This window comes from Desulfitibacter sp. BRH_c19 (assembly GCA_001515945.1).
GTDB lineage: Bacteria > Bacillota > DSM-16504 > Desulfitibacterales > Desulfitibacteraceae > Desulfitibacter.
In genome coordinates this window covers 137397-163680 of the sequence record LOER01000016.1, presented here as the reverse complement: position 1 = coordinate 163680, position 26284 = coordinate 137397, and the positions used below count along the sequence as shown (strand labels likewise).

Below are 26284 nucleotides of genomic sequence, written 5' to 3'. Positions count from 1 at the left end.
GTGTTGTTTTTAATATTTTTAAAGAGGTTTAATATGGAGAAAAAAAGTTACTATTTAGCAATATCAAAAATTAAGGGTATTGGTCCTACTAGGTTTGAGTTGTTACTCTCATATTTTGGTGATGCGAAAAAAGCTTGGGAGGCAGATGCTAGTGAATGGAGCATGGCTTTAGGGGGATATAATAATATTTCTGAAGAATTTGTAAAAGTTCGAGGAGAAATGGATATTCTAAAATATCATGAATTTGTTTTATCAAAAGGGATAAATTATATTACAATAGAGGACTTTGATTATCCATCACTCTTAAAACAAATACATGATCCTCCACCCGTCCTTTTTTACAGAGGGGAGCTAAAAAAACACAAATTGAACATTGCTATAGTTGGTTCGAGAAAATGTAGCCATTATGGGAAAGAGGTTGCAAAGTATCTTTCTATAAAACTTGCAGAAAAGGGAATCAACGTCGTTAGTGGAATGGCCAGGGGAATTGATTCACATGCTCACTTAGGAGCTTTATCAGCGGGTGGGTATACAACTGCTGTTCTAGGGTCTGGATTAGATGTTATTTATCCACCTGAAAATGTGGGGATGTATAATAGAATAGTTCAAACGGGCTTGGTTATAAGTGAATATCATCCTGGGGTAAGTCCTGAAGCTGGTAATTTTCCAGCAAGAAATAGAATCATTAGCGGTCTTTCACAAGGCGTAATTGTCATAGAGGCAGCAGCTAAAAGTGGTTCTTTGATAACTGTTGATTTTGCACTTGAACAAGGAAGAGATGTTTTTGCAGTTCCAGGAAATATAACGAGTAAAAATAGCAAAGGAACTAACAATCTAATAAAACAGGGCGCAAAAATAATTACTGATGTTGATTCTATTCTAGAAGAATATATTGAAAATTGGAATATAGAAAAAAGTCCTTCATTAAAACGTGTAAATAATAACTTATGCTTAACACAGCAAGAAGAGTTGGTATTAAATTCTCTTGATAATGAACCTACTGAAATAGATGTTTTATGTGAAAAAACTGGATTAAAAGCAGATGAATTAAATAGTTTATTAACTTTATTAGAGTTAAAGGGTTTAATTAGTCATATTTTTGGTAAAAGAATAGTAAAGAGTTCCTTTCAATAACAAAAAATTTGCATTATAGAATGAGCGGGGTGAAAAAATGGCTGAAATATTAGTAATAGTGGAGTCTCCTGCTAAAGCTAAAACCCTTAGTAGATTCCTAGGACGAAAGTATATAGTTAAATCATCAATGGGACATATTAGAGATTTACCTAAAAGCCAACTAGGTGTTGAGCCTGAAAATAATTATGAACCTAAATACATAACTATACGAGGTAAAGGAAGTATTCTCAAGGACCTAAAAGAAAGTGCAAAAAAATCCAAAAAGGTGTTACTGGCTGCGGATCCGGATCGGGAAGGAGAGGCTATTGCTTGGCATTTACAGCAGGCATTAAATATTAATGCTGATGAACCTTGCAGGATAGAGTTCAATGAAATAACCAAGGGAGCAATAGCGGATGCTGTTAAAAAGCCCAGGCCAATAGATATGAATGTAGTAGATGCACAGCAAGCTAGGAGAATTTTAGATAGACTTGTAGGTTATAAATTAAGTCCACTACTATGGAAAAAAATTAGAAAAGGTCTGAGTGCTGGGCGTGTTCAGTCAATAGCAGTAAAAATTATATGTGATAGAGAAGATGAAATAGATGGATTTATACCTGAAGAATACTGGACTATTACAGGGAAATTTGGGTTAAACAAAAAAGATAAGAATTTTGAAGCTAAGCTATATAAAGTGGATGGAATAAAAGCAGATATAAAGACAGAGGATGAAGCAACCACTATAGTGGATTTAGTTAAGGATAAGGAAGTCCATGTTTCAAAGGTAACGAAAAAGGAAAGACGTAGGAATCCTGCACCTCCATTTGTTACCAGCAGCCTTCAGCAGGAAGCATTTAGGAAACTTAACTTCACAGCAAAGAAAACCATGAGAATTGCTCAGCAACTATACGAAGGGATTGACCTGGGTAAAAAACAGGGTTTGATGGGTTTAATTACTTACATAAGAACTGACTCAACACGAATCTCGGAAGTTGCTCAGGCTGAAGCCAAAGATTACATTTTAGATAATTATGGCAAGGAATATTACCCACAAAAAACACGTGAGTATTCAGTTAAAAAACAATCACAAGACGCCCACGAGGCCATAAGACCTGCATCGATTTACAAGGTGCCAGATGAAATTAAGCCTAGTTTATCCAAGGATCAATTTAGATTATACAAATTGATTTGGGAAAGGCTTGTTGCAAGTCAAATGGCATCAGCTGTTTTTGATACAGTAACTTTAGATATAATTACAGGTAAGTATATGTTTAGAGCCAATGGTTCAGCAATAAAATTTCATGGATTTATGAAACTCTATATTGAAGGTAATGATAATGCTGAACAAGAGCAGGAATCCGGGATTTTGCCAGAGCTAAATGAAGGTGATAGGTTGTTAGCATTAGAAATATTCTCTAAGCAACACTTCACTCAACCACCTCCTAAGTTTACAGAGGCTTCTCTAGTAAAAACATTGGAGGAATTGGGTATAGGTAGACCGAGTACATATGCCCCCATTATTGAAACTATTCTTGCAAGGGGTTATGTACAGAGAATTCAAAAAAACATTCAGCCAACTGAATTAGGATATTTAGTTACAGAATTGCTAGATGAATACTTTTCTTCTATTATTAATGTGGAATTTACTGCTAAAATGGAAGAAGAATTAGATAAAATAGAAGCGGGAAGTACCACCTGGAAAGAAGTTATCGGTGAATTTTTTAGTCCATTCGAAAAATTACTTGAAAGGGCAGAAAATGAGATAGGTAAAATTGAGATAGAAGACGAAGTTTCTGATGAAGTTTGCGAGAAATGTGGCAGAAACATGGTAATAAAAATGGGCAAATATGGTAAATTTCTTGCTTGCCCTGGGTTTCCTGAGTGTAGAAATACCAAACCAATTGTAGAGAGTATAGGAGTAAAGTGTCCTCAGTGCCAAGATGGGGATATAATAATTCGTAAAAGCAAAAAAGGAAGAATATTTTATGGTTGTACTGGGTATCCTGAATGCGACTTTGTTTCTTGGGATAAGCCAACAGGAGTAGCTTGTTCAAAGTGCAAAGGGATATTAGTAGAGAAAAATACCAAGAGAGAGAAAAAAATTGTTTGCACTTCAAAGGAATGCGATTTTGAGGATATTATAGAGACAGAGGAAATGAAGGGTGATAAAAGCTGATGTTCACTAATACTGTAATGATTGTTGGTGGAGGATTAGCAGGGTCAGAAGCTGCATGGCAGTTAGCAGAGCGCGGAGTAAAGGTGATATTAAAAGAAATGAGACCAAAAATAATGACTCCAGCTCATAAAACAGATTTATTAGCTGAATTAGTATGCAGTAATTCGTTAAGAGCTGATTCTCTTGATAATGCCGTCGGAGTTTTAAAAGAAGAAATGCGCTTGTTAAATTCTATTATAATTAAATGTGCAGATAAAACTCGTGTTCCAGCAGGTGGGGCATTAGCTGTAGATAGAAGTAAATTTGCGAGTTTGGTCACAGAGACCATTTATAGTCATCAGAATATTGAGGTTTATACAGAAGAAGTTAAAGAAATACCTAAGCATAGACCGTTGATTATTGCTTCAGGTCCATTGACAAGTGATAGCTTAGCTAACTCTATTATAGAAAACACAGGTGCAAAATATTTGCATTTTTTTGATGCTGCTGCTCCGATTGTTACAAAAGAAAGTATTGATATGGAAAAAGTGTACTGGGCATCAAGATATGAAAAAGGAGAACCAGCATACCTTAATTGTCCAATGACAGAAGATGAATATAGATCCTTTTATGATTTTTTAATAACAGCAGATGTTAATAAACCAAAAGAATTTGAGAAAGAAGTGTATTTTGAAGGATGCATGCCAATAGAAGTAATGGGGAAACGAGGTTACAAAACTTTACTCTTTGGGCCCTTAAAACCAGTTGGTCTCAATAATCCTAACAATAATACTCAACCCTACGCAGTTGTTCAACTTCGCATAGATAATCTAGAAGGATCCTTATTTAATCTTGTGGGTTTTCAAACTAGTTTAAAGTGGAAAGATCAGGAGAAGCTAGTAAGGATGATACCAGGTCTAGAAAAAGCAGAGATAGTGCGTTATGGTGTTATTCATAAGAATACTTTTTTAAATAGTCCCGAGTTATTAAAACCATCTTACCAATTAATTTCCCAAAGAGATATATTTTTTGCAGGTCAAATTACCGGTGTAGAAGGGTATGTTGAAAGTACAGCTAGTGGTTTAGTTGCAGGTATTAATTGTTATAATTTAATTAATGGGAAAGAACCTGTTATTTTCCCAAGTACAACTGCAATAGGTGCACTAAGTAATTATATTACTAGGTCTAATTCTGGGAAATTTCAACCTATGAATATTAACTTTGGATTATTCAGCCCATTAGGTAAGACTATTAAGGATAAGAAACTAAAAAAGACGATATTGGCCAGCAGAGCAATGAAAGATCTAGCTAAAATTATAGAAGAACTATAACTTTATATTTTGAATATTACAAAAATATATTTTTTTTTGTCTTGTCATAACACACAATCATATGTTAACATTAGAATTAGGATTCTTGTTGCTTAAGATTAACCCAACAACTCGAATATAGAATTTACAATTAGTACTGTAGGTGGTTTTCATGAATGTAGATGGATATCTTGTTGTGTTTAATAACCATCTATTTATAGAAAAAAATTTATCAGAAAAAACAGTTGAGGCCTATAGTCATGATGTAAAAGATTTCTTAATCTATTGTAATAGTGTTAATATTACTTTAGAGGATATTAACCTCTTGATTGTTAGAAAGTATCTGGCATTTTTATATTCTAAGAGACTAAGTAGAAACTCTATTTCTAGGAAGATGTCTGCACTACGTTGCTTTTTTACCCATCTTGTAAATAAGGGTATTCTTGAACGTTCTCCAGTATTAAGGTTATCTCTTCCCAAAACAGAAAAAAAACTTCCGAGTTTTCTATATGGGGAAGAAGTTGTAGCTGTATTGGAATCGCCAGATATGCAGAAGAACTGTGGAGTAAGAGATAGAGCAATTATGGAGGTTTTGTATTCCTCAGGCATAAGAGTTAGTGAATTAGTAGCTCTAAGTTTTGATGATATATATTGGTCACAGAAATTTATAAAGGTATTAGGTAAGAGAAATAAAGAAAGAATTGCGTTGCTATCTGATATGGCTGTTTATTATTTAAAGCTTTATATAAATAATAGTAGAGTAAAACTACTTAACTCAGCACATGAAACTAAGGCTCTCTTTTTAAACAACAGGGGAGATAGGCTAACTGATCGAAGCATTAGGAACATTGTGAAAAAATACATTAAAATAGCTGCAATAAACAAAGATGCTAGTCCCCATACCTTCAGACACAGTTTTGCAACACATATGCTAGATAATGGAGCCGATTTACGTTCAGTTCAAGAACTACTTGGTCATGTGGAATTATCAACTACACAGATTTATACACATTTTACTAAAAGTCGGGTTAAGCAGGTTTATGATAAGGCTCACCCTCGAGCATAGGTTGGGTATTCCTATTCAAGAGGCAAGATACAAGAGGCAATGAAAGGTGTGACTGCGATGTTTCATGCGACAACTATAGTAGCCGTAAAAGTGGGAAACAAACTGGCAGTTGGTGGTGATGGGCAAGTTACCTTTGGAGATAAAACTGTCATGAAGCATAAAGCAAAAAAGGTTAGGAGATTGTTTAATGGCAAAGTATTAGCAGGATTCGCTGGATCTGTTGCAGATGCATTTACTTTGTTTGATAAATTTGAAAAAAAGTTAGAGCAATACCATGGGAATATTCAAAGAGCTGCAGTAGAATTAGCAAAAGAGTGGCGTTCAGATAGAATATTGCAAAAACTGGAAGCATTGCTTGTGGTAGGAAATTATGAACAACTTATTATAATTTCGGGAAATGGCGAAATAATTGAACCAGATGATAATATAGCAGCCATAGGTTCTGGAGGACCCTACGCTTTAGCAGCGGCTAAAGCTTTAGCAAATCACACAAATTTATCCCCTGAGGAGATAGTTAATGAATCATTGAAGATTGCTTCATCAATTTGTGTTTTCACAAATAACAATATAACAATTGAAGTCATGTAGATAAGGAGGTATAGGATTGAATTATTTAACTCCTAGAGAAATAGTTATTCATTTAGATAAATATATAGTTGGTCAAAAGGATGCAAAAAAAGCTGTAGCAATTGCATTAAGAAATAGATATAGACGTAAACAGGTAGAGCAAGAGCTCCAAGAGGAGATTTTCCCGAAGAATATAATAATGATTGGACCAACGGGTGTTGGAAAAACTGAAATAGCTCGGAGACTTGCTAAATTGGTTAATGCACCCTTCATAAAAATTGAAGCTACAAAGTTTACCGAAGTAGGCTATGTTGGAAGAGACGTAGAATCCATAGTTAGAGATTTAGTAGAAACCTCTATTAGAATGATTAAAACCTCAAAAAGGGATACAGTAGAACAACAAGCAGGAAAAGCAGTTGAGGATAGAATTCTAGACATCCTAATGCCTTTACCGAAAAAAACTAAAAATAATAAAAACCCGCTAGAATTGTTGTTTGGAACTGATTCTTCTTCTTCCGATGCAGAGGTTTTAGAACAGGATCTAAAGACAAAAACTGATAGAATAAAAGAACAGAGAGAAATAATCAGAAATAAGCTTAAACGCCTGGAATTAGAAGATGAATTGGTTGAAATTGAAGTTCAAGATAATGCATCACCTACTTTAGAAATATTTTCTGGTTCTGGCATGGAAGAAATGGGAATTAATTTTCAAGACATGTTAGGAGGTATTTTACCCAAAAAAAATAAGAAGAAGAGACTGCCAATTAAAGAAGCAAAAAAAATATTGCTTCAACAAGAAGCAGATAAACTAATTGATATGGATGAAGTTATAGGTGCTGCTATTAATATTGCAGAACAAGAAGGCATAGTTTTCTTAGATGAAATTGATAAAATTGCAGTACAGGAAAGTGGACATGGGCCAGATGTTTCTAGGGGTGGTGTACAAAGAGACATCCTTCCTATAGTTGAAGGTTCTACTGTGATGACAAAGCATGGGCCGGTAAAAACCGATCACGTATTATTTATTGCTGCAGGAGCGTTCCATACAAGTAAACCTTCGGATCTAATTCCAGAATTGCAGGGAAGATTCCCAATTAGAGTTGAGTTGCAAAGTTTGTCAAAGGATGACTTTAAGGAAATCCTTACTGAACCCAAAAATTCCCTTATCAAACAATATACAGCATTATTAGAAACAGAAGGAATAAAAATTGTTTTTCTAGAAGAAGCTATAACTACAATAGCAGAGATCGCCTATACAGTTAATTCACAGACAGAAAATATAGGTGCACGCCGGTTGCATACCATATTAGAAAAACTTTTAGAGGATCTATTTTTTGATGCCCCCGAAATCGAACAAAAGACTATTACTATAGACAAAAAAAATGTTGAAGATAAATTAAATAATATAGTACAAGATCAGGATTTGAGTCGCTATATACTTTAATAGATAATATACTACTCAATTGCTCAGAAACAAGGAGGAAAAACATGAAATCGTTATTAGAGAAAACAAGAAACATCAATAGATTATTACAAAAAACAGCAGGTAACCCTGTAGATTTTGACGAGATTGCTCAAGTTTTATGCCAGGAGATTGATGCCAACTGTTATATAGTTAGTAGACATGGCAAAATCCTTGGACATGCTTTTATTGAAGGCTTTGCATGTGAAATCATGGAAAACATAGTATATCGGTCTGAAAGATTCCCAGAAACATACAATGATGAACTTTTGAGAATTAATGAAACTAAAGGTAACTTTAGCCAAAATGAAAATTCATGTGTTTTTAATAGCGCAGGTCAAGTGTGTTTGTTTAATAGTAAATTATCCACAATTGTACCTATTATTGGGGGAGGTCAGCGTTTAGGCACCCTAGTACTTGCTAAGTTTAACAATGAGTTTACAAGTGAAGACTTAATACTAGCAGAATATGGTGCAACTGTGGTTGGCATGGAAGTGCTGAGGTCAAAAGCTGAGAGGATTGAAGATGAGGCTCGAAAAAGGGCATCTGTTCATATTGCGCTAGGTACCCTTTCTTATTCAGAACTAGAGGCAGTAGAGCATATTTTTGCCGAATTAGATGGTGATGAAGGAGTTTTAGTTGCTAGTAAAATTGCAGACAGAGCAGGCATAACAAGATCAGTGATTGTAAATGCATTAAGGAAATTTGAAAGTGCAGGTGTTATTGAATCAAAATCGCTTGGTATGAAAGGAACCTATATTAGAGTCCTAAATGAAAATTTACTGGATGAATTAGCAAAAATAAGAAACTAATTTGAACTATACAGATGGGTTAAAACCATCTGTATAATACTTTTCTTATAGTTTTGTGATTTTTAGTATAAAAACAAACCATCTGGGTTAAAATTTTGTTAAAATTTACTGTATGAATCATTGTTAATAATTTAAGTCTGTGATATACTTTTTTAGGTGAAAAATACACACGCTATTGGAATTCGCCACGGGTGGCTATTTATTTAGTCTTTGTCGAATGATGATAATATGCGGAGGATATAACCTGAGAGGAGGTGTATGTATGAGTGTTATCTCAATGAAACAATTGCTAGAAGCAGGTGTGCATTTCGGCCATCAAACAAGAAGATGGAATCCCAAAATGGCTCGTTTCATTTTTACTGAAAGAAATGGGATATACATTATTGACTTACAAAAAACTGTAAGAATGGTTGATGATGCATATAACTTTATCCGTGATGTAGTTGCTGACGGGAAGAAGATATTATTTGTAGGAACCAAAAAACAAGCTCAAGAATCAGTAAAAGAAGAAGCCGAACGTTCCGGCATGTTTTATATTAATGAGCGTTGGCTTGGTGGTATGTTAACTAACTTTGGAACCATCAGAAAAAGAGTTGACCGTTTGTATGAACTTGAAAAGATGGAAATGGATGGTACATTTAATCTTTTGCCAAAAAAAGAAGTAGCTCAATTAATGCATGAGAGGGATAAACTTCAAAGATTTCTTGGTGGCATTAAGGAAATGACTGAATTACCAGGAGCTCTATTTGTTGTGGATCCTAGAAAAGAAAGAATTGCCATTGCTGAAGCTAGAAGGCTGAAGATACCTATTGTTGCAATTGTCGATACAAATTGTGATCCTGATGAAATTGATGTTATTATTCCAGGTAACGATGACGCTATTAGGGCTGTTAGACTTTTAACAGCAAAAATGGCTGATGCAGTTATTGACGGAAATCAGGCTGCTATAGGTGAAGAGGAGTTAGAAGTAATTAATGAATAGATTATCATTGGGGATTGATTTATTCAATCCCCTTAATAAAATAAGTAAAAAACAGGGGGTGTAGATAATGATCACCGCTTCAATGGTTAAAGAACTTAGAGAAAAAACTGGTGCTGGTATGATGGACTGTAAAAAGGCACTCCAAAAATGTGATGGAAATCTAGAAAAAGCAGTTGATTATTTACGTGAGAAAGGACTAGCTGATGCTGCCAAAAAATCAGGTAGAGTTGCTTCAGAAGGAATGGTTGCCTCTTACATACATGGAAATGGCAGAATAGGTGTTTTAGTTGAAATTAATTGTGAAACTGATTTTGTTGCTAAGACTGATGAATTTAAAGAACTGTGTCACGATATAGCAATGCAAATAGCAGCTTCAAATCCTATATATGTAACACCGGATGAGATGCCCCAGGAAGACCTAGAAAAAGAAAAGGCCATCTTAAAAGCACAAGCACTAAATGAGGGCAAACCAGAAAAAGTTGTTGAAAAAATGGTAATTGGTAGACTTGAAAAACACTTGAAGGAAATTTGCTTAATTGAGCAACCTTTTATTAAGGATACTGATATAACAGTTAAAGATTTGATTAAAGAAAAAATTGCAAAAATTGGGGAAAACATTTCTGTAAGAAGGTTTAGTCGCTTTGAGCTTGGTGAAGGCATAGAAAAACAAAAGGCTGACTTTGCATCAGAAGTTCAATCTATGACTCAAAATTAAAGAGAACACCTTTTGTGTTCTCTTTTTTTTGAATACTTAAAAGGTTTTTGGACGTATACGTAGAAATTATTTATTTGATGGAGGGATTAGCCATTGCATGAGCCTAAATTTAAAAGGATAATATTAAAAGTTAGTGGTGAAGCGTTAGCAGGAGATAATGATTATGGTATTGATCAGAAGACTTTAAATTTAATAGCTATGCAAGTGAAGGATGTAGCAAGATTAGGAGTAGAGACAGCTATTGTAGTAGGTGGAGGAAACATTTGGCGAGGTGTCTCAGGGAGTTCAAAAGGAATGGATAGAGCCACAGCTGACTATATGGGAATGTTGGCAACTGTTATTAATGCATTGGCCCTTCAAGATGCTCTAGAAGCAGTTGAGGTAGACACAAGGGTGCAAACAGCTATTGAGATGAGACAGGTTGCGGAACCGTATATTAGACGAAGAGCCATTAGACATCTTGAAAAGGGTAGAACTGTGATTTTCGCAGGGGGTACTGGTAATCCATATTTTTCTACTGATACTACAGCAGCGTTAAGGGCAGCAGAAATTGAAGCAGAGGTTATTCTAATGGCCAAAAAAGTAGATGGTGTATATGATTCCGACCCTATGATAAATCCTAGTGCAAAGAAATTTATTGATCTAAACTATATTGATGTGTTAAACATGGGACTTGGTGTAATGGATTCTACTGCTACTTCTCTTTGTATGGATAATAAAATACCTATAATTGTATTTAATATAGACCAGCATGGTAATATTTTAAAAGCAGTTTTGGGAGAAAAAATTGGAACATATGTAGGGAGGTAAGAAAATGTTAAAAGAGATTTATGGTGAAGCTGAACAAAGAATGGGTAAATCTATTGAAGTCTTAAAAAAGGATTTTGCATCTATCCGAGCTGGAAGGGCTAACCCAGCAATCTTAGATAAGGTCAGGGTTGATTATTATGGTGTGCCAACCCCGATTAATCAAATGGCAAATATTTCAGTACCAGAACCAAGGCTATTAATGGTTACACCATGGGATAAGAGTGTGATAGGCAATATTGAAAAGGCAATTCTTAAATCAGATTTGGGATTAAATCCAAATAATGATGGTTCGATTATTAGGATATCTATTCCTCAATTAACTGAAGAGAGACGAAAAGATCTCGTGAAAATGGTTAAGAGAAAGTCAGAGGACTTCCGGGTAGAGATACGAAATGCTAGAAGAGATGCTAACGATCAGGTAAAAATGTTTGAAAAAGAAGGCGAGATAAGTGAAGATGATGCGCGAAAAGGTGTAGATAAAATTCAGGAACTTACTGATAAATATGTTGAAAAGATTAATCAAATACTAGAAAATAAAGAAATGGAAATAATGGAGGTATAATCATTAAAGAATACATTATTCCCAATCTATTAGGTTATAAGCTATCTGTGGCACTCGAAGTATTCAAGGAAGCAGATATAGAAGTTAATGTTATACACACGAAATCAGGCTATGACATAGATCTAAATAAGGCAAGGATATTAAGGCAGAATAATGATTTAGACTCTGTATATTTGGTAATTGGGTATGAAGCAAAAGGCAATGAGTTGTTTTTTTGAATTAAGATCCTACTTCAATCAATTGGCGGTATACAGACAACCCCCTTTGAAGAGGGGGTTTATTATTCTATTCATTATAGAGGTTAGGAGTAACAGAAAATGGTTTTTTTGAAATTTACAAAAAATAATAAGCAAAAGGTTCCTGAACAGCCATTAGTTACCTTTAATAGGGATAAAATTCCCCAACATGTGGCAATAATTATGGATGGAAACGGGCGTTGGGCACAAAAGAGAGGTTTGCCAAGATATGCTGGGCATAAAGCTGGAGTAGAAGCTTTAAAGGAGATAGTCAAAGCTTGCATAAACTTAAATGTGAAAATACTTAGCGTTTTTGCTTTCTCAACTGAGAATTGGAAAAGGCCTAAGGAAGAAGTAAGCATTCTAATGGATCTTTTAACAAGACATTTGGCTACGGAAATGGGTAATTTACATAAAAATGGTGTAAGGATTAATTGCATCGGCAGTCTGGATAAGCTACCAGTTTCTGCACAAAAAGAGATTTCAAAAGCATATTCATTAACTAAAGATAATCAAAAGCTGATTCTTAATATTGCTTTGAATTACGGAGGTAGACTAGAAATAGTAGAAACTGCCAAAAAAATTGCTGTTAAAGTTTCTGAGGGCAATCTAGATCCAGAAGACATTACAGAGGATTTTTTTTCAAGGAATTTATTTACAGAAGGACAACCGGATCCTGATTTGCTTATAAGGCCTTCTGGTGAAATGAGACTATCTAATTTCTATCTTTGGCAAACTGCCTATACTGAAATATATGTATCTGGAGTGTTATGGCCAGATTTCAGAAAAAAACATTTAGTAGAGGCCATTGTTGATTTTCAAAATAGAGATAGAAGATTTGGGGGAATAAACAAGTAAGGAGGAGATTTGGTGCTTAAACATAGATTAATTACTGCTTTGCTTGGAATTCCTATGTTAATAGCCTTGAGTTATTTAGGTTCTATTCCTCTTTTATTGGCTGTTGCAGTAGTATTCTTTTTGGGATTACGAGAATTTATTAATTTAATTGAAAATGCAGGATTTTCCCCATTGAAGTTATCCATGTACATTGGTGGGTTTTTATTACTGGCAGAGTCATACATATATAAAGGAGAAAAAGCTTTAATCGTTTTTTTTATAGTTTTTATGTTCTTAATAATTCATTTGCTCATTAAAAGTGAAATAAGTTTAGATACAATAGCAGTAAGTCTCCTAGGAGTAATATATCTTAGTTTTCTAAAATATATCTTATTATTAAGAGATTTACCCAATGGGTTTTTGCTAATATTTATGGTATTTCTTTTAACGTGGATGGTAGACACGGGTGCATATTTCAGCGGACGACTATTTGGTAACAGAAAATTAGCTCCAAGTATTAGTCCTAATAAGACCCAGGAAGGCGCCATTGGTGGTGTTGTTATTACGATATTAGTTGCAATTATTCTACATTTTACATTAATCCCACTAGGAATCTTTAACGCAATAATCCTTGGTCTATTGGTATCCATTATTGGTCAGATAGGTGATTTGTTTGAATCACTATTAAAGCGAAGTGCAAATATAAAAGATTCTGGAAATATTTTACCAGGGCATGGGGGTATCCTTGATAGGTTTGACAGTATACTGTTTACAGTACCTGTCACCTACTATTTTGTGATTATTTCAAAAATCTTTTAACTGAGGTGACTTTTTAAATGAAAGGCTTGCTGGAAAAAGAATTAAAGAATTTATTAAAAGCCGCTACAGTAGTTTTAATACTTTTAGCAATTTTTCTATTTTACTACTATCTTTTTCCTGCAGCGTGGAATATAGTGCATCGAACCATACCATTAATATTACCATTTATTATTGCTTTAGTTTTTGTAGGTCTTTTAGAACCAATTGTAAGCTTCTTTGAAAACAATTTAAAAGTATCTAGAACACTAATAATTTTGCTAGTTATTGCACTATTCTTTGCAGGTATTATTGGATTATTTACTTGGCTTATTTCTATGCTGGTGATTGAACTAGTAAAGTTTTCTAATGAATATCCAAAATTTGCTAGTAGTATTAACGAGTCAGTTCTTGAGAGCATTGACAACTTACAAAATATTTATACTGCTATTGATGTACCCCCTCAGTTAATGGATTTACTTGAGGAGAGCATTTCTACTATCTTGGCTTCTGTTAGAGATATTAGTCTACTTTTACTCAATTTCTTAATTGATATGGCAGCTCTATTACCTATGGGAATACTAGTTTTTGTTTTTGCAGTCATAGCTGTATTTTTTATTAGTAGAGATAAAAACATTATTCTTAAATCTTTCAATAACCATCTGCCACCATCAATTTATAAAAGAATTGTAGCTGTTGGTTCAGAATCGGGTAGTGCAGTAACTGGTTATATAAGAGCACAGGTTATATTGATGTTTATTACAGCAAGCGTTACTTTTTTAGGTCTGCAGATTGTAGGGGCTACTTACTCTTTGTTAGTAGCAGTTTTAGTTGGTATTGCTGATATCCTACCAGTATTCGGGCCAGGTGCAGTATTTGTTCCTTGGATTTTTGTGGAAATAATAAATGGCAATTATAGCTTTGCAGTTATACTTCTAATTATATATACTATTGTTAGTGTCGTAAGACAGGTTATTCAACCTAAGATTGTAGGAGATAGTATCGGCTTACATCCATTAGAAGCATTAATGGCTCTATTTATTGGTTTGAGGCTGATGGGGGTTTTGGGTCTAATATTGGGTCCTATTATCTGGGTGGTTATTAAAGCTAGTTGGAAATCAGGCGTATTTAATCGCAACTACTAATTGCTGGAGGATTTATGCAAAAAAACATTTCATTGTTAGGTAGTACGGGATCCATAGGGATACAAACTTTACAGGTAGTTGATATGTTTCCAGATAAATTTAAGATTGTATCAATTGCTGCAAGTGGAAACAAAATAGAATTATTGGAAGAGCAAATAGCTAAATATAAGCCTAAGATTGTTTCAATTTGTAATGAAGAATCTGCAAAGAGATTACAACATAAGTATGGTTCAGGACACACAAAGATAATATCTGGGCTAGATGGAGTTGTTGAAGCTGCAGTTGTAGATGATGCAGATATTGTAGTTGCAGCTATTAGTGGAGCTGCCGGTTTAATTCCCACATTAGCAGCCATTAAAAATGGAAAAGATGTTGCCTTGGCTAATAAAGAAACTTTGGTGACAGCTGGTTCTTTAGTTATGAAGGAAGTGAAACAAAAGGGTATTAAAATACTACCTGTTGATAGTGAACACTCTGCCATTTTCCAGTGTCTTGTACCAGAGCAAGTTAGCTCAATTGAGTCAATAGTTTTAACTGCTTCAGGAGGTCCATTTAGAAAGTATTCTTTAAAGATGCTTGAGAGTGTTACTCCTAGAGAAGCTTTAAAACACCCAAATTGGTCTATGGGAAACAAAATATCTATAGACTCTGCTACGCTGATGAATAAAGGTCTAGAGGTAATTGAAGCTCATTGGCTTTTTAGAATGGATTATAATAGGATAGAAGTTGTTATTCATCCCCAAAGCATAATCCATTCTATGGTAAGGTACATGGATGGTTCAATATTAGCTCACCTTGGATTTCCTGATATGCGTATCCCAATTCAATATGCTTTAACATATCCAGAAAGATGGGAAAACCAATTAAAACAGCTTGATTTTACAGAAGTAGCTACTTTAACTTTTGAGAAACCAGATTTACAAAAGTTCCCATCCCTACAATTAGCATATAATGCAGGAAAAGAAGGTGGCATTAAACCAACAGTTTTAAATGCGGCCAATGAAGTGGCGGTGGAAATGTTTTTAAAAGGAAAAATAAAATTTTTACATATTCCTATGTTAGTTGAAAAATCTTTGCAAAAAAGTGGGCAAATTGTTAACCCATCTCTAGAAGACATCCTTGCAGTTGATAAGAGCACGAGAATAGAAACAGAAAATGTCTATACCAAGGGGTTGATTAATTCATGAATACTGTAGTACTAACTATAATCATATTTGGAATACTAATTCTTGTACATGAGTTGGGACATTTTATACTTGCAAAAGCTACTGGTATTAGAGTTGAAGAGTTTGCTATAGGTATGGGTCCAAAACTGCTGGGTATTAAACATGGAGAAACTGATTACTCTTTACGTTTGTTACCAATAGGCGGATATAATAAAATGTCTGGTATGGAGTCAGAACAAGAGAATGATGAAAAAGGTTTTAATAAAAAAACTGTATTGCAAAGAATGATGGTTATTAGTGCTGGATCATTGATGAATTTTTTATTGGCAATAGTATTGTTTGTTCTAGTTTTTTCCTTTATAGGTGTTCCAGCTAATTCAAATATTATAGGAGATACTATTGCAGGCTTTCCTGCAGAACAGGCAGGCTTACAAGAGGGAGATCAGTTGACTGCAATAGATGGAGAGCCTGTTAATGATTGGGTAGAACTGACTCAAATAATCCAAAATAATCCCGAAAGACCCTTAACAATTACTATTAATCGTGATAACGAACTAAGTGAAGTTACTATTACACCTCAAAAGGATCCAGAAACGGGTCTAGGTCTAATTGGAATTAGAGATAGCTTAATGACTTATGATGTCTGGTCTGGTTTAAAATTAGGTGCGGAACGTGCCGTTTCAATCTTAGTATTAATTGTTAGTAGCTTAGTACAAATAATTACAGGCCAAGCTCCAGCTGAAGTGGCTGGACCTGTCGGGATAGTTCAAATGATAGGTGAGGTTGCACAGTATGGAATTGGGACAGTTTTTAACTTTGCTGCTCTTTTAAGTTTAAACTTGGGGTTGATAAACCTGCTTCCAATACCAGCCTTAGATGGTAGCAGACTGGTATTCCTTGCAATAGAGGGTGTTAGGGGAAAACCTATTAGCCCAGAAAGAGAAAACTTTGTGCACTTAATTGGTTTTACGTTGTTAATCCTTTTAATGATATTAATAACATATCAGGATATAATTAGAATCTTTAACTGAGAGGGTCCAAAAATTGAGAAGAAAAAGTAAAGTAATTAATATTGGAAATGTTCCTGTAGGTGGAGATAACTCTATAGTGGTTCAGTCAATGACCAATACTGACACCCGCGATATAAATACAACTATAAGACAGATTAATAGTTTAGCAGATGCTGGATGTGAATTAGTTCGAGTGGCTGTAATCAATACTGAAGCGGCTAATGCCCTGAAGGAAATTAAGTCCAATATACAAATTCCTTTGATTGCAGATATTCATTTTGATTACAGACTAGCTCTCCAGTCAATTGATGCTGGAATTGATGGATTACGTTTAAATCCAGGTAACATAGGTAATTATGAATATATTAAAAAGGTTGTTTTTAAAGCCAAGGAAAGAAGTATTCCCATTAGAATTGGTGTTAATTCAGGTTCATTAGAAAAAGACTTATTAGCAAAATATGGCAAGCCCACTGCATCAGCATTAGTGGATAGTGCTCTTAGACATGTTGCTATATTAGAAAATCTTGACTATGATTTAATTAAAATATCCATTAAATCCTCAGATGTAAGATTAATGATTGAGGGTTACCGGCTATTGGCAGAAAAAGTTAATTATCCACTTCATCTAGGTGTTACAGAAGCTGGAACCATATTAAGGGGAACAGTAAAATCTGCAGTTGGTTTAGGGGTTTTACTATCTGAGGGTATAGGAGATACGGTTAGAGTATCTTTGACAGGACCTCCTGAAACGGAGGTGTTTGTAGGATATCAAATCTTAAATTCATTAGGATTAAGAAATAAGGGTCTGGAATTAATATCTTGTCCAACCTGTGGAAGATGCCAGGTTAATCTTATAAGCATGGCTGAAGAAGTGGAAAAGAGACTAGCCTGGGTAGACAAGCCGATTAAGGTTGCTGTTATGGGATGCCCAGTAAATGGCCCTGGAGAAGCAAAACATTGTGATGTGGGAATCGCAGGTGGAAATAAAAATGGACTGATTTTTAGAGATGGTAAAATAATTGCAAATGTTCCACAAGATGAACTTGTGGATCTTTTAGAAGAAGAGATTATAAGAATGTTAAGAGAAGGTGATAATGATGAAAGTTTCTAATATGCTTGTAAATACTTTAAGAGAAGTACCAGCTGAAGCAGAAATTATTTCCCATAAGCTCTTATTAAGGGCTGGTTTTATTAAAAAGGTAGCGTCAGGAATTTACAGTTACCTTCCTATGGGTTGGCGTGTTATGCAAAAAATTATGGATATCATTAGAGATGAAATGAATAATGCGGGAGGCTTAGAAGTAGGGTTACCTAGCATCCATCCAGCCGAATTATGGATGGAAACTGGTAGGTGGGATGTATATGGTGATGAGTTATTCAGATTAAAAGACAGGCATCAGCGTGATTTTTGCCTAGGTCCAACCCATGAGGAAGTACTTACTGATATTGTAAGAAAGGAAGTTAGCTCTTATAAGCAATTACCATTGCTTTTGTATCAAATTCAAAATAAATATAGAGATGAACGTCGGCCTAGATTTGGCTTGATGCGTGGCAGGGAATTTATAATGAAAGACCTGTATTCTTTTGACAAAGATGTAGAAGGAATGAACATAAGCTATAAAAAAATGTACGATGCTTACGTAAAGATATTTAGTAGATGTGGCTTAGAATTTAGATCTGTTGAAGCAGACTCGGGTGCAATTGGAGGAAAAACATCCCATGAATTTATGGTATTGGCAAAAAACGGTGAGGCCGAGATAGTATATTGCTCTGATTGTGAATATGCAGCAAATGTCGAGAAAGCTGAAGCTTATCCTGAAGTATTACCAAAGGAAGAGTATAAAGAGTTACAAAAGATACACACTCCAGGTGCAAAAACCATGGACAAATTGGCCGAGTATTTAGAAGTACCCAAAACAAAAACTATAAAAACAATGTTATATAAGGCCGATGAAGAACTTGTATGTGTACTTGTAAGGGGAGATAGATCTGTCAATGAAATAAAAGTTAAAAATTTACTAAATTGTGTATCCTTAGATATAGCTGATGAAAAATTAATTAAACAAGAATTAGGGTATCCTATGGGATACATAGGCCCAGTTGGTTTGTCTCAAAAAATTAAAATTCTAGCAGATCTTGAGATAAAGCATTTAAGCAATATAGTAGTTGGAGCAAATGAACATGACTACCATTTAATTAACGTAAATCCTGTTAGAGATTTTAGGATTGATATTGAAGCAGATCTAAGATTAATAGAAGAAGGAGAAAAGTGTGCATGTGGTGGAGGGGACTTAAAAGCTGCTAGAGGGATAGAAGTTGGCCAGGTTTTCCAACTAGGGACAAAATATAGTGAATCTTTAAATGCCATTTATGCAGATGAGAAAGGAAATAATAACCATATAGTGATGGGATGCTATGGAATAGGTGTGGGAAGGACTATGGCTGCGACCATAGAACAAAATCATGATGACCATGGAATTATATGGCCAATGACAATTGCCCCTTTCCAGGTTGTAGTTGTTCCTATTTCAAGTAAGGATAACGCGCAAATGCAGACTGCAGAAAACATCTATCAAGCACTAAAAAAACAAGGGTTGCAAGTCATTATAGATGATAGAGATGAAAGAGCAGGGGTGAAATTTAAGGATGCTGACCTAATTGGTTATCCTTTACAGATAATAGTTGGCAAAAAGACTATCATTGAAGGTACCGTGGATGTCATAGTTCGTAAGAATAAAGAAGAGAAAACCTTAAAGGTTGAAAATGTTGTAGAATTTATTGATAATATTGTTCAAACTGAAATAAAGTATTCTTTAGCGTAAAACTACAGGGGGGCACAAAATGAAAGTTACCGCTGTAATACCAGCCTACAATGAAGAAACCAACATAGGTAATGTATTAAAAGTTCTAGTTGGCATTAACTTACTAGATGAAATTATAGTAGTGGATGATGGTTCTTCGGATGGGACTGCAGAAATAGCAAAGTCCTATGGAATTGAGGTTATAAAACTAAGAGAGAATCTTGGCAAGGGCGGAGCTATGATGGTTGGTGCAAAGGCAGCTACACACCCAATACTCTTATTTTTAGATGCCGATCTTATAGGCTTAAAGGTTGAACATATTAGTAATCTTATACAACCAGTTATTGAGGATGGCTATATGATGACAGTAGGAATTTTTGAACACGGTAGAATAGCTACTGATCTAGCTCAATTTTTGGCCCCCTTTTTATCAGGACAAAGAGTTGTTCAAAAGGAATTGTTTTCTAAAGTATCTAATTTAGATGCAACTAGATTCGGAGTGGAAGTGGCCTTAACGAAATATGCAAAAGACAATCATTTCCCTGTGAAGGAAGTAATATTAAAGGATATGACTCATGTGATGAAAGAGGAAAAGTTAGGATTAGTAAAGGGATTTGTAGCTAGAATGAAAATGTACTGGGAAATTGCAAAATATGTTTCTAGCAACATAAAGACAGGGACAAAGGATTGATTACGGAGGAATGAAATGTCTGGTTTACATCTTTGTGATATAGACACAACTAAAGTTAGTAATAGAGAACTTATTGATGAGTTTTTAAAAATGTGTAAGGTTAGTTCAGTAGAGGTTAGTAGCAAAGAAAACTGTTGGACTATTCACATTGAATTTATTAAGCTTTTTAGATATAGGCATCTACAAATGTTTAGTAAAGCGTTAATGGATTGTAGTGAATCTTTGAAGAAGGTTACCCTGATTCCTTATTATGATTTATCTATGGTTAATCTTGACCAAATAGGGAATGAAGAAGTCAATTTAATAAAGGAAAACTTATATTGGCTTCTTCCAGATATAAAAATATGGCTTATGAATGCCGACTTAGCATTTATGGATTCAGTTTTGCAATTTCAACTCCCTAGTAAGATGGGAGTTGAAATTTTATGCAAAGGTGGGTATGAAAAATTAATAAATCATTATATGAGAACCAATTTCAAAGTAACTATAGATGTTGAGATAAAACAAAGAAATGATGCTATATTACCGAAAGAGGATAACCTGTTAGAACAATATGTTCGAAAAGTACAGATGGCTAATCAAAAAAGCGCTAATTCACTTCCTGCGTTAAACGATACTAATAATAGTACTGCTACTATATATGGAAAACCTCAAAAAAAATGTAGCATGATTGGCATATCTCAATTAGGAAATGATCAACAAAAAAAAGTAGCAACCTCAGGTGAAATCTTCAATGTAGAAACTATAAAATTAAAAAATGGCAATAATATGATTTCTTTTAATATTACTGATATGACTGACTCAATAACAGTAAAAATTTTTGAAAAGGATAATATGATGCTAAATCACCCATTAACCAATGGTTTAAGTGTAAGGGTGGTTGGTGATGTACAATATGATAGATATTCGGGTGAGCAAATTATCATTGCTAAAGCAATTGAGAAATGTTCATTACCCGGAATCAATGATAATGCTCAAAAGAAAAGGATAGAGTTACATATACATACTAAATTTAGTTCAATGGATGGCTTATGTGATATAGATGCTTGTGTGGAGAGGGCAGCTAAGTGGGGGCATAAAGCAGTTGCAATTACCGATCATGGAGTAGTACAGGGATTCCCCAATGCTTTTGCAGCAGGTAGAAAGTATGGAGTAAAAATCATTTATGGTGTCGAAGGATATTTGATAAAAGATGATAAAGATTTAAAAAAATCCACCAGATATCATATTATAATTTTTGCAAAAAATAAGATTGGCTTAGAAAATCTTTATAGGTTGGTCTCTTTATCCCATTTAGAATATTATTATCGTAAACCACTCATTCCTCAAAACATCTTACAAGAGTATAAGGAAGGATTAGTTTTAGGAACAGCATGTGAAGCAGGGGAGCTAATACAAAGTTATATTAATGGAGAAGAATATGAAAAGTTAAAAGAGGTAGCATCCTCTTATGATTTTTTAGAGATACAACCAAATGCAAACAATAATTTTTTAATTGAAAATGGAGTATTAAAGTCTGACCAAGATTTACAGATTATGAATGAGACGATTGTACGACTAGGAAAAGATATGAGTAAGCCAGTTGTTGCTACTGGTGATGTGCATTTCTTAAACGATTATGATGAAATTTTTAGAAAAATCCTGATGATGGGGCAAGGTTATAAAGATGATTCTCAGGCACCCTTATATTATAGAACTACACAACAAATGCTTGATGAGTTTGCCTATCTTGACCTAGATGATAGAGAGGCAGTTGTGATTGACAATCCTCATATTGTTGCAGATATGATTGAAGAATTAGCACCAATACCTAGCGGCTTCTTTCCACCTAAAATTGATGGAGCAGAAGATGAGATTAGTAATATGACATGGAGTACTGCAAAAAAAATATATGGAGACCCTTTGCCAGAGATTATTACACAACGCATAAATAGAGAATTAGATTCAATAATCTCAAATGGTTACGCAGTCTTATATCTTATTTCCCATAAGTTAGTAAAAAAATCAAATGAGGATGGCTTCTTGGTGGGCTCAAGGGGTTCAGTAGGTTCATCACTTGTGGCTACTTTTACTGGGATTACTGAGGTGAATCCGCTACCACCACATTATCTTTGTGAAAACTGTAAATATAGCGAGTTTATAACAGATGGTTCTGTAGGATGTGGTGCAGATTTAGTTGAAAAGCTTTGTCCTGAGTGTAGTACCAAGCTAAATGCTGATGGTCATCAAATTCCATTTGAAGTATTCATGGGTTTCAAAGGAGATAAAGTCCCTGATATTGATTTGAATTTCTCAGGAGAATATCAAACATTAGCCCATAAATATACAGAAGAGCTTTTTGGATCAGATAAGGTATTTAGAGCAGGAACAATAGGTACTGTTGCAGAAAAAACGGCTTTTGGCTTTGTAAAAAATTATCTAGAAGAAAGTAATGCGAAATGTAGATTAGCTGAAAGGGATAGATTAATTAAGAACTGTACCGGCGTTAAAAGAACTACTGGACAGCATCCAGGAGGTTTAATGATAGTGCCCCACGATAAAGATATCTATGCTTTTACGCCTATTCAGAGACCTGCAGATGATACAAAATCTAACACCATAACCACTCATTTTGACTATCATTCAATTCATGATTGTCTTGTGAAATTGGATATATTAGGCCATGATGATCCTACTGTAATCAAGATGCTTGAGGATTTCACAGGGATTGATGCAAAAAAAATACCATTAAACCATCAAGAGACTATGGGGATTTTCTCTGGAGTGGGCTCTTTAAAACTAAGAGATGAAAAATTATTAAAATCATCAATTGGGACTATTGGTATACCAGAGTTTGGGACTAAATTTGTGAGAGGAATGCTAGAAGATACTAAACCAAGCACTTTTGCAGAACTAGTTCGCATAAGTGGTCTCTCACATGGTACAGATGTCTGGTTAAACAATGCTCAGAACCTTATTAAAACTAGGATTGCCACATTAAATGAAACTATTGCCTGTAGAGATGATATTATGGTTTATTTAATTGAAAAAGGCTTGCCACCCCTTGATTCTTTTAAAATAATGGAGGATGTTCGTAAAGGTAAAGGATTAAAAAAGGAATATATTAAATTAATGAAAACATGGGAAGTGCCTGATTGGTATATAGATTCTTGTGAAAAAATAAAATATATGTTTCCAAAAGCCCATGCTGTTGCTTATGTGACAATGGCTTTCAAAATCGCTTTTTTCAAAGTAATACATCCCGAGGCTTTCTATGCTGCCTTTTTTTCTGTAAGAGGAGACGATTTTGATGCAGAAATAATATGTCAGGGGGAAGAAAATGTATTATCTAGAATGCAGGAAATTGAAGGATTAGGAAATGAAGCAACTGCAAAAGAAAAAGGATTATACAATGTTTTAGAAGTGGCATTAGAGATGTATTTGCGAGGAATTAAGTTGAAAATGATAAATCTATGGGAATCAGATTCCTTTAAGTTTAAGATAGCTAATGGCGAACTGTTATGCCCCTTTATTTCGTTACAAGGTCTTGGAGATATTGCTGCAAAAAAAATAGTGGAAGTCAGGGCAAGTGGTGAAATAAGATCAATTGAAGATTTGCAGAAAAAAGCAAAATTGACTAAAACTGTTGTTCAAGTTTTAAAAGACAATGGTATTTTAAAAGAATTACCAGAAAAAAACCAACTAACTCTGTTTTAGCTTGATAAGCGTAAGTGTATATGTTATACTCCATTATGGAATGATTAATATTACAGAAACTTAGCAAAAGAGTGGGTTCAGGCCCACTCTCATTTTATTTATAAATCCTCTAAGTATATGTTTATACATAATATGTTAAAATAATAAGGTAGAGTTTAAGGGGGTAGGTTATGGCACAGAATGTCTCAAGTAAAGTAGAAGATTTAATTAAGCCCATCATCGAAAAACATAATTATGATTTAGTGGATGTTGTTTATGCTAAAGAAGGAAAAGAATGGTATTTGCGTGTATTTATTGATAAACCAGAAGGAATTACATTAGATGATTGTGAATTAATTAGTAGAGAAGCAGGACAACTCCTCGATGATATTGAACCAATTAAAACAAGGTATATATTAGAAGTTAGTTCACCAGGAATTGATAGACCACTTAAAAGGGCAGAAGATTTTTTGAGATTTGTGGATAGTGAAATTATGGTGAAAACATTTGAAGCAATAAATGGGCAAAAAGCTTTCAAAGGACAATTGAAAGAATTTAAGGAAGGCATTGTAACTATCATTGCTGATGGAAAAGATGTTGACATTTCATTAGATAAAATAGCCTCCGCAAATTTGACTGTAGATTTTTAAGAGGGAGGGTTGAAAATGAATATTGATTTTATTGAAGCTATTCATGATATAGAAAAAGAAAAAGGCGTTTCTTCCGACATACTATTTGAAGCCATTGAACAAGCTTTATTATCGGCATACAAAAAGAACTTTGGTTCATCACAAAATGCACGTGTACATATTGATAGAGCAACTGGTGAATTTATCGTTTTTTCTAGGAAAGAAGTAGTTGAAGAAGTAATGGATGAAAATGCGGAAATTTCTTTGAAGGATGCACAAGAGATCAACTTGAAGTATGAAATAGGTGATATTTTAGAATTTGAGGTTACACCAAGAAATTTTGGTAGAATTGCAGCCCAAACTGCTAAGCAGGTTGTTGTTCAAAGGATTAGAGAAGCAGAACGTGGTATTATTTATGAAGAATATTTAAACAGAGAAAATGATATCGTTACTGGTCAAATCCAGAGAATTGAATCAGGCAATATATTTATCGATTTAGGAAAAACAGAGGCAATCCTTGCTTCATCTGAGCAAATTCCTAGTGAAAACTACTTACAAAATGAAAGAATAAAAGCCTACGTACTAGAAGTAAAGAATACTCCCAAAGGTCCACAAATCTTACTGTCAAGAACACATCCGGGATTATTAAAAAGACTCTTTGAACTTGAAGTTCCAGAAATTCATGATGGTATAGTAGAAATCAAGTCTATTGCTCGAGAGGCTGGTTCAAGGTCAAAAATATCAGTACACTCTAATGATGAAAATGTTGATCCTGTTGGTGCTTGTGTTGGCCCTAAGGGCATGCGAGTCCAGACCATTGTAAATGAACTTAATGGAGAAAAAGTAGATATAGTCAGATATAGTAACGATCAAATTAAATATGTTGCTAACGCCTTGAGCCCTGCAAAGGTTATTGAAGTAAAGATAAATGAAACTGATAAGGTAGCAAAAGTTACTGTACCAGATTATCAACTTTCGCTAGCTATTGGCAAAGAAGGGCAGAATGCTCGATTAGCTGCAAAGCTAACAAATTGGAAAATTGATATTAAAAGTCAAAGTGCAGCCCCAAAAGATGAGGAAATAGTTGCTGAATACTTAGATGATGATTTAACGAATGGCACTTTATAGCAAAGGGGAGAGCTATTTATGAAAAAAAAGCAAATACCCCAACGCATGTGTATAGGTTGTCGTGAAAGAATGGAAAAAAGAAATCTAATAAGGGTCGTAAGAACACCACAAGAAGAGGTTATTGTTGATCCTACTGGTAAAAAGGCAGGTCGGGGAGCATATCTGTGTGGTAAAATTGAGTGCTTAGAAAAGGCAATCAAAACAAAAGGTTTAGATAGAGCATTAAATTGTTCAATAACGCCAGAAATCACGGAGAGTTTAAGGAAGTATGGTTTTGATGAATGAGAATGATGTATATAATTATTTAGGAATTGCACAAAGAGCAGGAAAGATTGTTTCCGGAGAGAACACCCTGTTAAGCAAGGGTAACTTTAATAGATACATGTTATTGGTTATTGCCACCGACGCTTCTGAGGCGGTAAAAAAGAGATTCGTTAATAAAGCTATAAATAATAAAGTAGAATACCTTCTATTTGGAGATAAAGAAAAACTGGGATTATCTATTGGAAAATCTCCTAGAACAGTTTTAGCATTAATTGACAGGAATCTATCACAAAAAATCGAGGAACTGATAGGAGGTGAGGTATGATAGTTTAAAAGCAAAATTTTGGGGGTGA

Annotated in this window: 23 protein-coding genes and 1 pseudogene; all 24 read left to right on the top strand. The window is 34.4% G+C overall.

The window, feature by feature from the left end:
- The first annotated feature begins 33 nt into the window (after nt 1-33).
- The 24 genes and pseudogenes from APF76_04510 (at nt 34) to APF76_04395 (ending at nt 26256) form a co-directional block, all read left to right on the top strand.
- Nucleotides 34-1134, top strand: a complete 1101-nt coding sequence (locus tag APF76_04510; GenBank protein KUO52302.1) for a hypothetical protein — start codon at nt 34-36, stop codon at nt 1132-1134.
- A 37-nt stretch (nt 1135-1171) separates the two neighbouring features.
- Complete coding sequence (locus APF76_04505; GenBank protein ID KUO52301.1) at nt 1172-3289, top strand: DNA topoisomerase I; 2118 nt, start codon at nt 1172-1174, stop codon at nt 3287-3289.
- Nucleotides 3289-4599, top strand: a complete 1311-nt coding sequence (gid, locus tag APF76_04500; GenBank protein KUO52300.1) for a tRNA (uracil-5-)-methyltransferase — start codon at nt 3289-3291, stop codon at nt 4597-4599. Before APF76_04505 ends, gid begins: the two co-directional genes overlap by 1 nt.
- 151 nt (nt 4600-4750) lie before the next feature.
- Entirely contained in the window at nt 4751-5644 is an 894-nt protein-coding gene (locus tag APF76_04495) for a hypothetical protein (GenBank protein KUO52299.1), read from the top strand.
- Between the two features lie 57 nt (nt 5645-5701).
- The gene (locus APF76_04490; protein KUO52298.1) at nt 5702-6232 is read left to right on the top strand and encodes an ATP-dependent protease subunit HslV; all 531 of its coding nucleotides are present in this window, start codon (nt 5702-5704) and stop codon (nt 6230-6232) included.
- Between the two features lie 16 nt (nt 6233-6248).
- The gene (locus APF76_04485; GenBank protein KUO52297.1) at nt 6249-7655 is read left to right on the top strand and encodes a Clp protease; all 1407 of its coding nucleotides are present in this window, start codon (nt 6249-6251) and stop codon (nt 7653-7655) included.
- Between the two features lie 44 nt (nt 7656-7699).
- Nucleotides 7700-8485: a GTP-sensing transcriptional pleiotropic repressor CodY gene (locus tag APF76_04480; protein ID KUO52296.1), complete on the top strand. Its 786-nt coding sequence runs from the start codon at nt 7700-7702 to the stop codon at nt 8483-8485.
- 262 nt (nt 8486-8747) lie between these two features.
- Nucleotides 8748-9467, top strand: a complete 720-nt coding sequence (locus APF76_04475) for a 30S ribosomal protein S2 (protein ID KUO52295.1) — start codon at nt 8748-8750, stop codon at nt 9465-9467.
- A 67-nt stretch (nt 9468-9534) separates the two neighbouring features.
- On the top strand, nt 9535-10182 hold the full coding sequence (locus tag APF76_04470) for an elongation factor Ts (protein KUO52294.1): 648 nt from the start codon (nt 9535-9537) through the stop codon (nt 10180-10182).
- A gap of 93 nt (nt 10183-10275) precedes the next feature.
- Nucleotides 10276-10992, top strand: coding sequence for a UMP kinase (gene pyrH / locus APF76_04465; protein KUO52293.1), 717 nt, complete (start codon nt 10276-10278; stop codon nt 10990-10992).
- A 4-nt stretch (nt 10993-10996) separates the two neighbouring features.
- Complete coding sequence (locus tag APF76_04460; protein ID KUO52292.1) at nt 10997-11554, top strand: ribosome recycling factor; 558 nt, start codon at nt 10997-10999, stop codon at nt 11552-11554.
- Nucleotides 11555-11880: 326 nt separating this feature from the next.
- Entirely contained in the window at nt 11881-12648 is a 768-nt protein-coding gene (locus APF76_04455) for a UDP pyrophosphate synthase (GenBank protein ID KUO52545.1), read from the top strand.
- A 12-nt stretch (nt 12649-12660) separates the two neighbouring features.
- A complete protein-coding gene (locus APF76_04450) occupies nt 12661-13446 on the top strand; it encodes a hypothetical protein (protein ID KUO52291.1) in 786 nt (261 codons plus the stop codon).
- A gap of 17 nt (nt 13447-13463) precedes the next feature.
- On the top strand, nt 13464-14567 hold the full coding sequence (locus tag APF76_04445; protein ID KUO52290.1) for a hypothetical protein: 1104 nt from the start codon (nt 13464-13466) through the stop codon (nt 14565-14567).
- A gap of 14 nt (nt 14568-14581) precedes the next feature.
- On the top strand, nt 14582-15754 hold the full coding sequence (locus APF76_04440; protein KUO52289.1) for a 1-deoxy-D-xylulose 5-phosphate reductoisomerase: 1173 nt from the start codon (nt 14582-14584) through the stop codon (nt 15752-15754).
- Nucleotides 15751-16764 carry a hypothetical protein gene (locus tag APF76_04435; protein ID KUO52288.1) on the top strand — a complete coding sequence of 338 codons (1014 nt, stop codon included), beginning with the start codon at nt 15751-15753 and terminating at the stop codon, nt 16762-16764. Before APF76_04440 ends, APF76_04435 begins: the two co-directional genes overlap by 4 nt.
- Before the next feature lie 13 nt (nt 16765-16777).
- On the top strand, nt 16778-17854 hold the full coding sequence (locus APF76_04430) for a 4-hydroxy-3-methylbut-2-en-1-yl diphosphate synthase (GenBank protein KUO52287.1): 1077 nt from the start codon (nt 16778-16780) through the stop codon (nt 17852-17854).
- Nucleotides 17841-19565, top strand: a complete 1725-nt coding sequence (locus tag APF76_04425) for a proline--tRNA ligase (protein ID KUO52286.1) — start codon at nt 17841-17843, stop codon at nt 19563-19565. Before APF76_04430 ends, APF76_04425 begins: the two co-directional genes overlap by 14 nt.
- Before the next feature lie 19 nt (nt 19566-19584).
- Nucleotides 19585-20235: a glycosyl transferase family 2 gene (locus APF76_04420; GenBank protein KUO52285.1), complete on the top strand. Its 651-nt coding sequence runs from the start codon at nt 19585-19587 to the stop codon at nt 20233-20235.
- A 15-nt stretch (nt 20236-20250) separates the two neighbouring features.
- Entirely contained in the window at nt 20251-23931 is a 3681-nt protein-coding gene (locus APF76_04415; GenBank protein ID KUO52284.1) for a hypothetical protein, read from the top strand.
- Nucleotides 23932-24101: 170 nt separating this feature from the next.
- On the top strand, nt 24102-24560 hold the full coding sequence (locus APF76_04410; protein ID KUO52283.1) for a hypothetical protein: 459 nt from the start codon (nt 24102-24104) through the stop codon (nt 24558-24560).
- 15 nt (nt 24561-24575) lie between these two features.
- Nucleotides 24576-25598: pseudogene (locus APF76_04405) on the top strand.
- A gap of 87 nt (nt 25599-25685) precedes the next feature.
- Complete coding sequence (locus tag APF76_04400) at nt 25686-25952, top strand: nucleic acid-binding protein (protein ID KUO52282.1); 267 nt, start codon at nt 25686-25688, stop codon at nt 25950-25952.
- Nucleotides 25945-26256, top strand: coding sequence for a hypothetical protein (locus APF76_04395; protein KUO52281.1), 312 nt, complete (start codon nt 25945-25947; stop codon nt 26254-26256). The genes APF76_04400 and APF76_04395 overlap by 8 nt, the downstream gene beginning before the upstream one ends.
- Nucleotides 26257-26284: the final 28 nt, after the last annotated feature.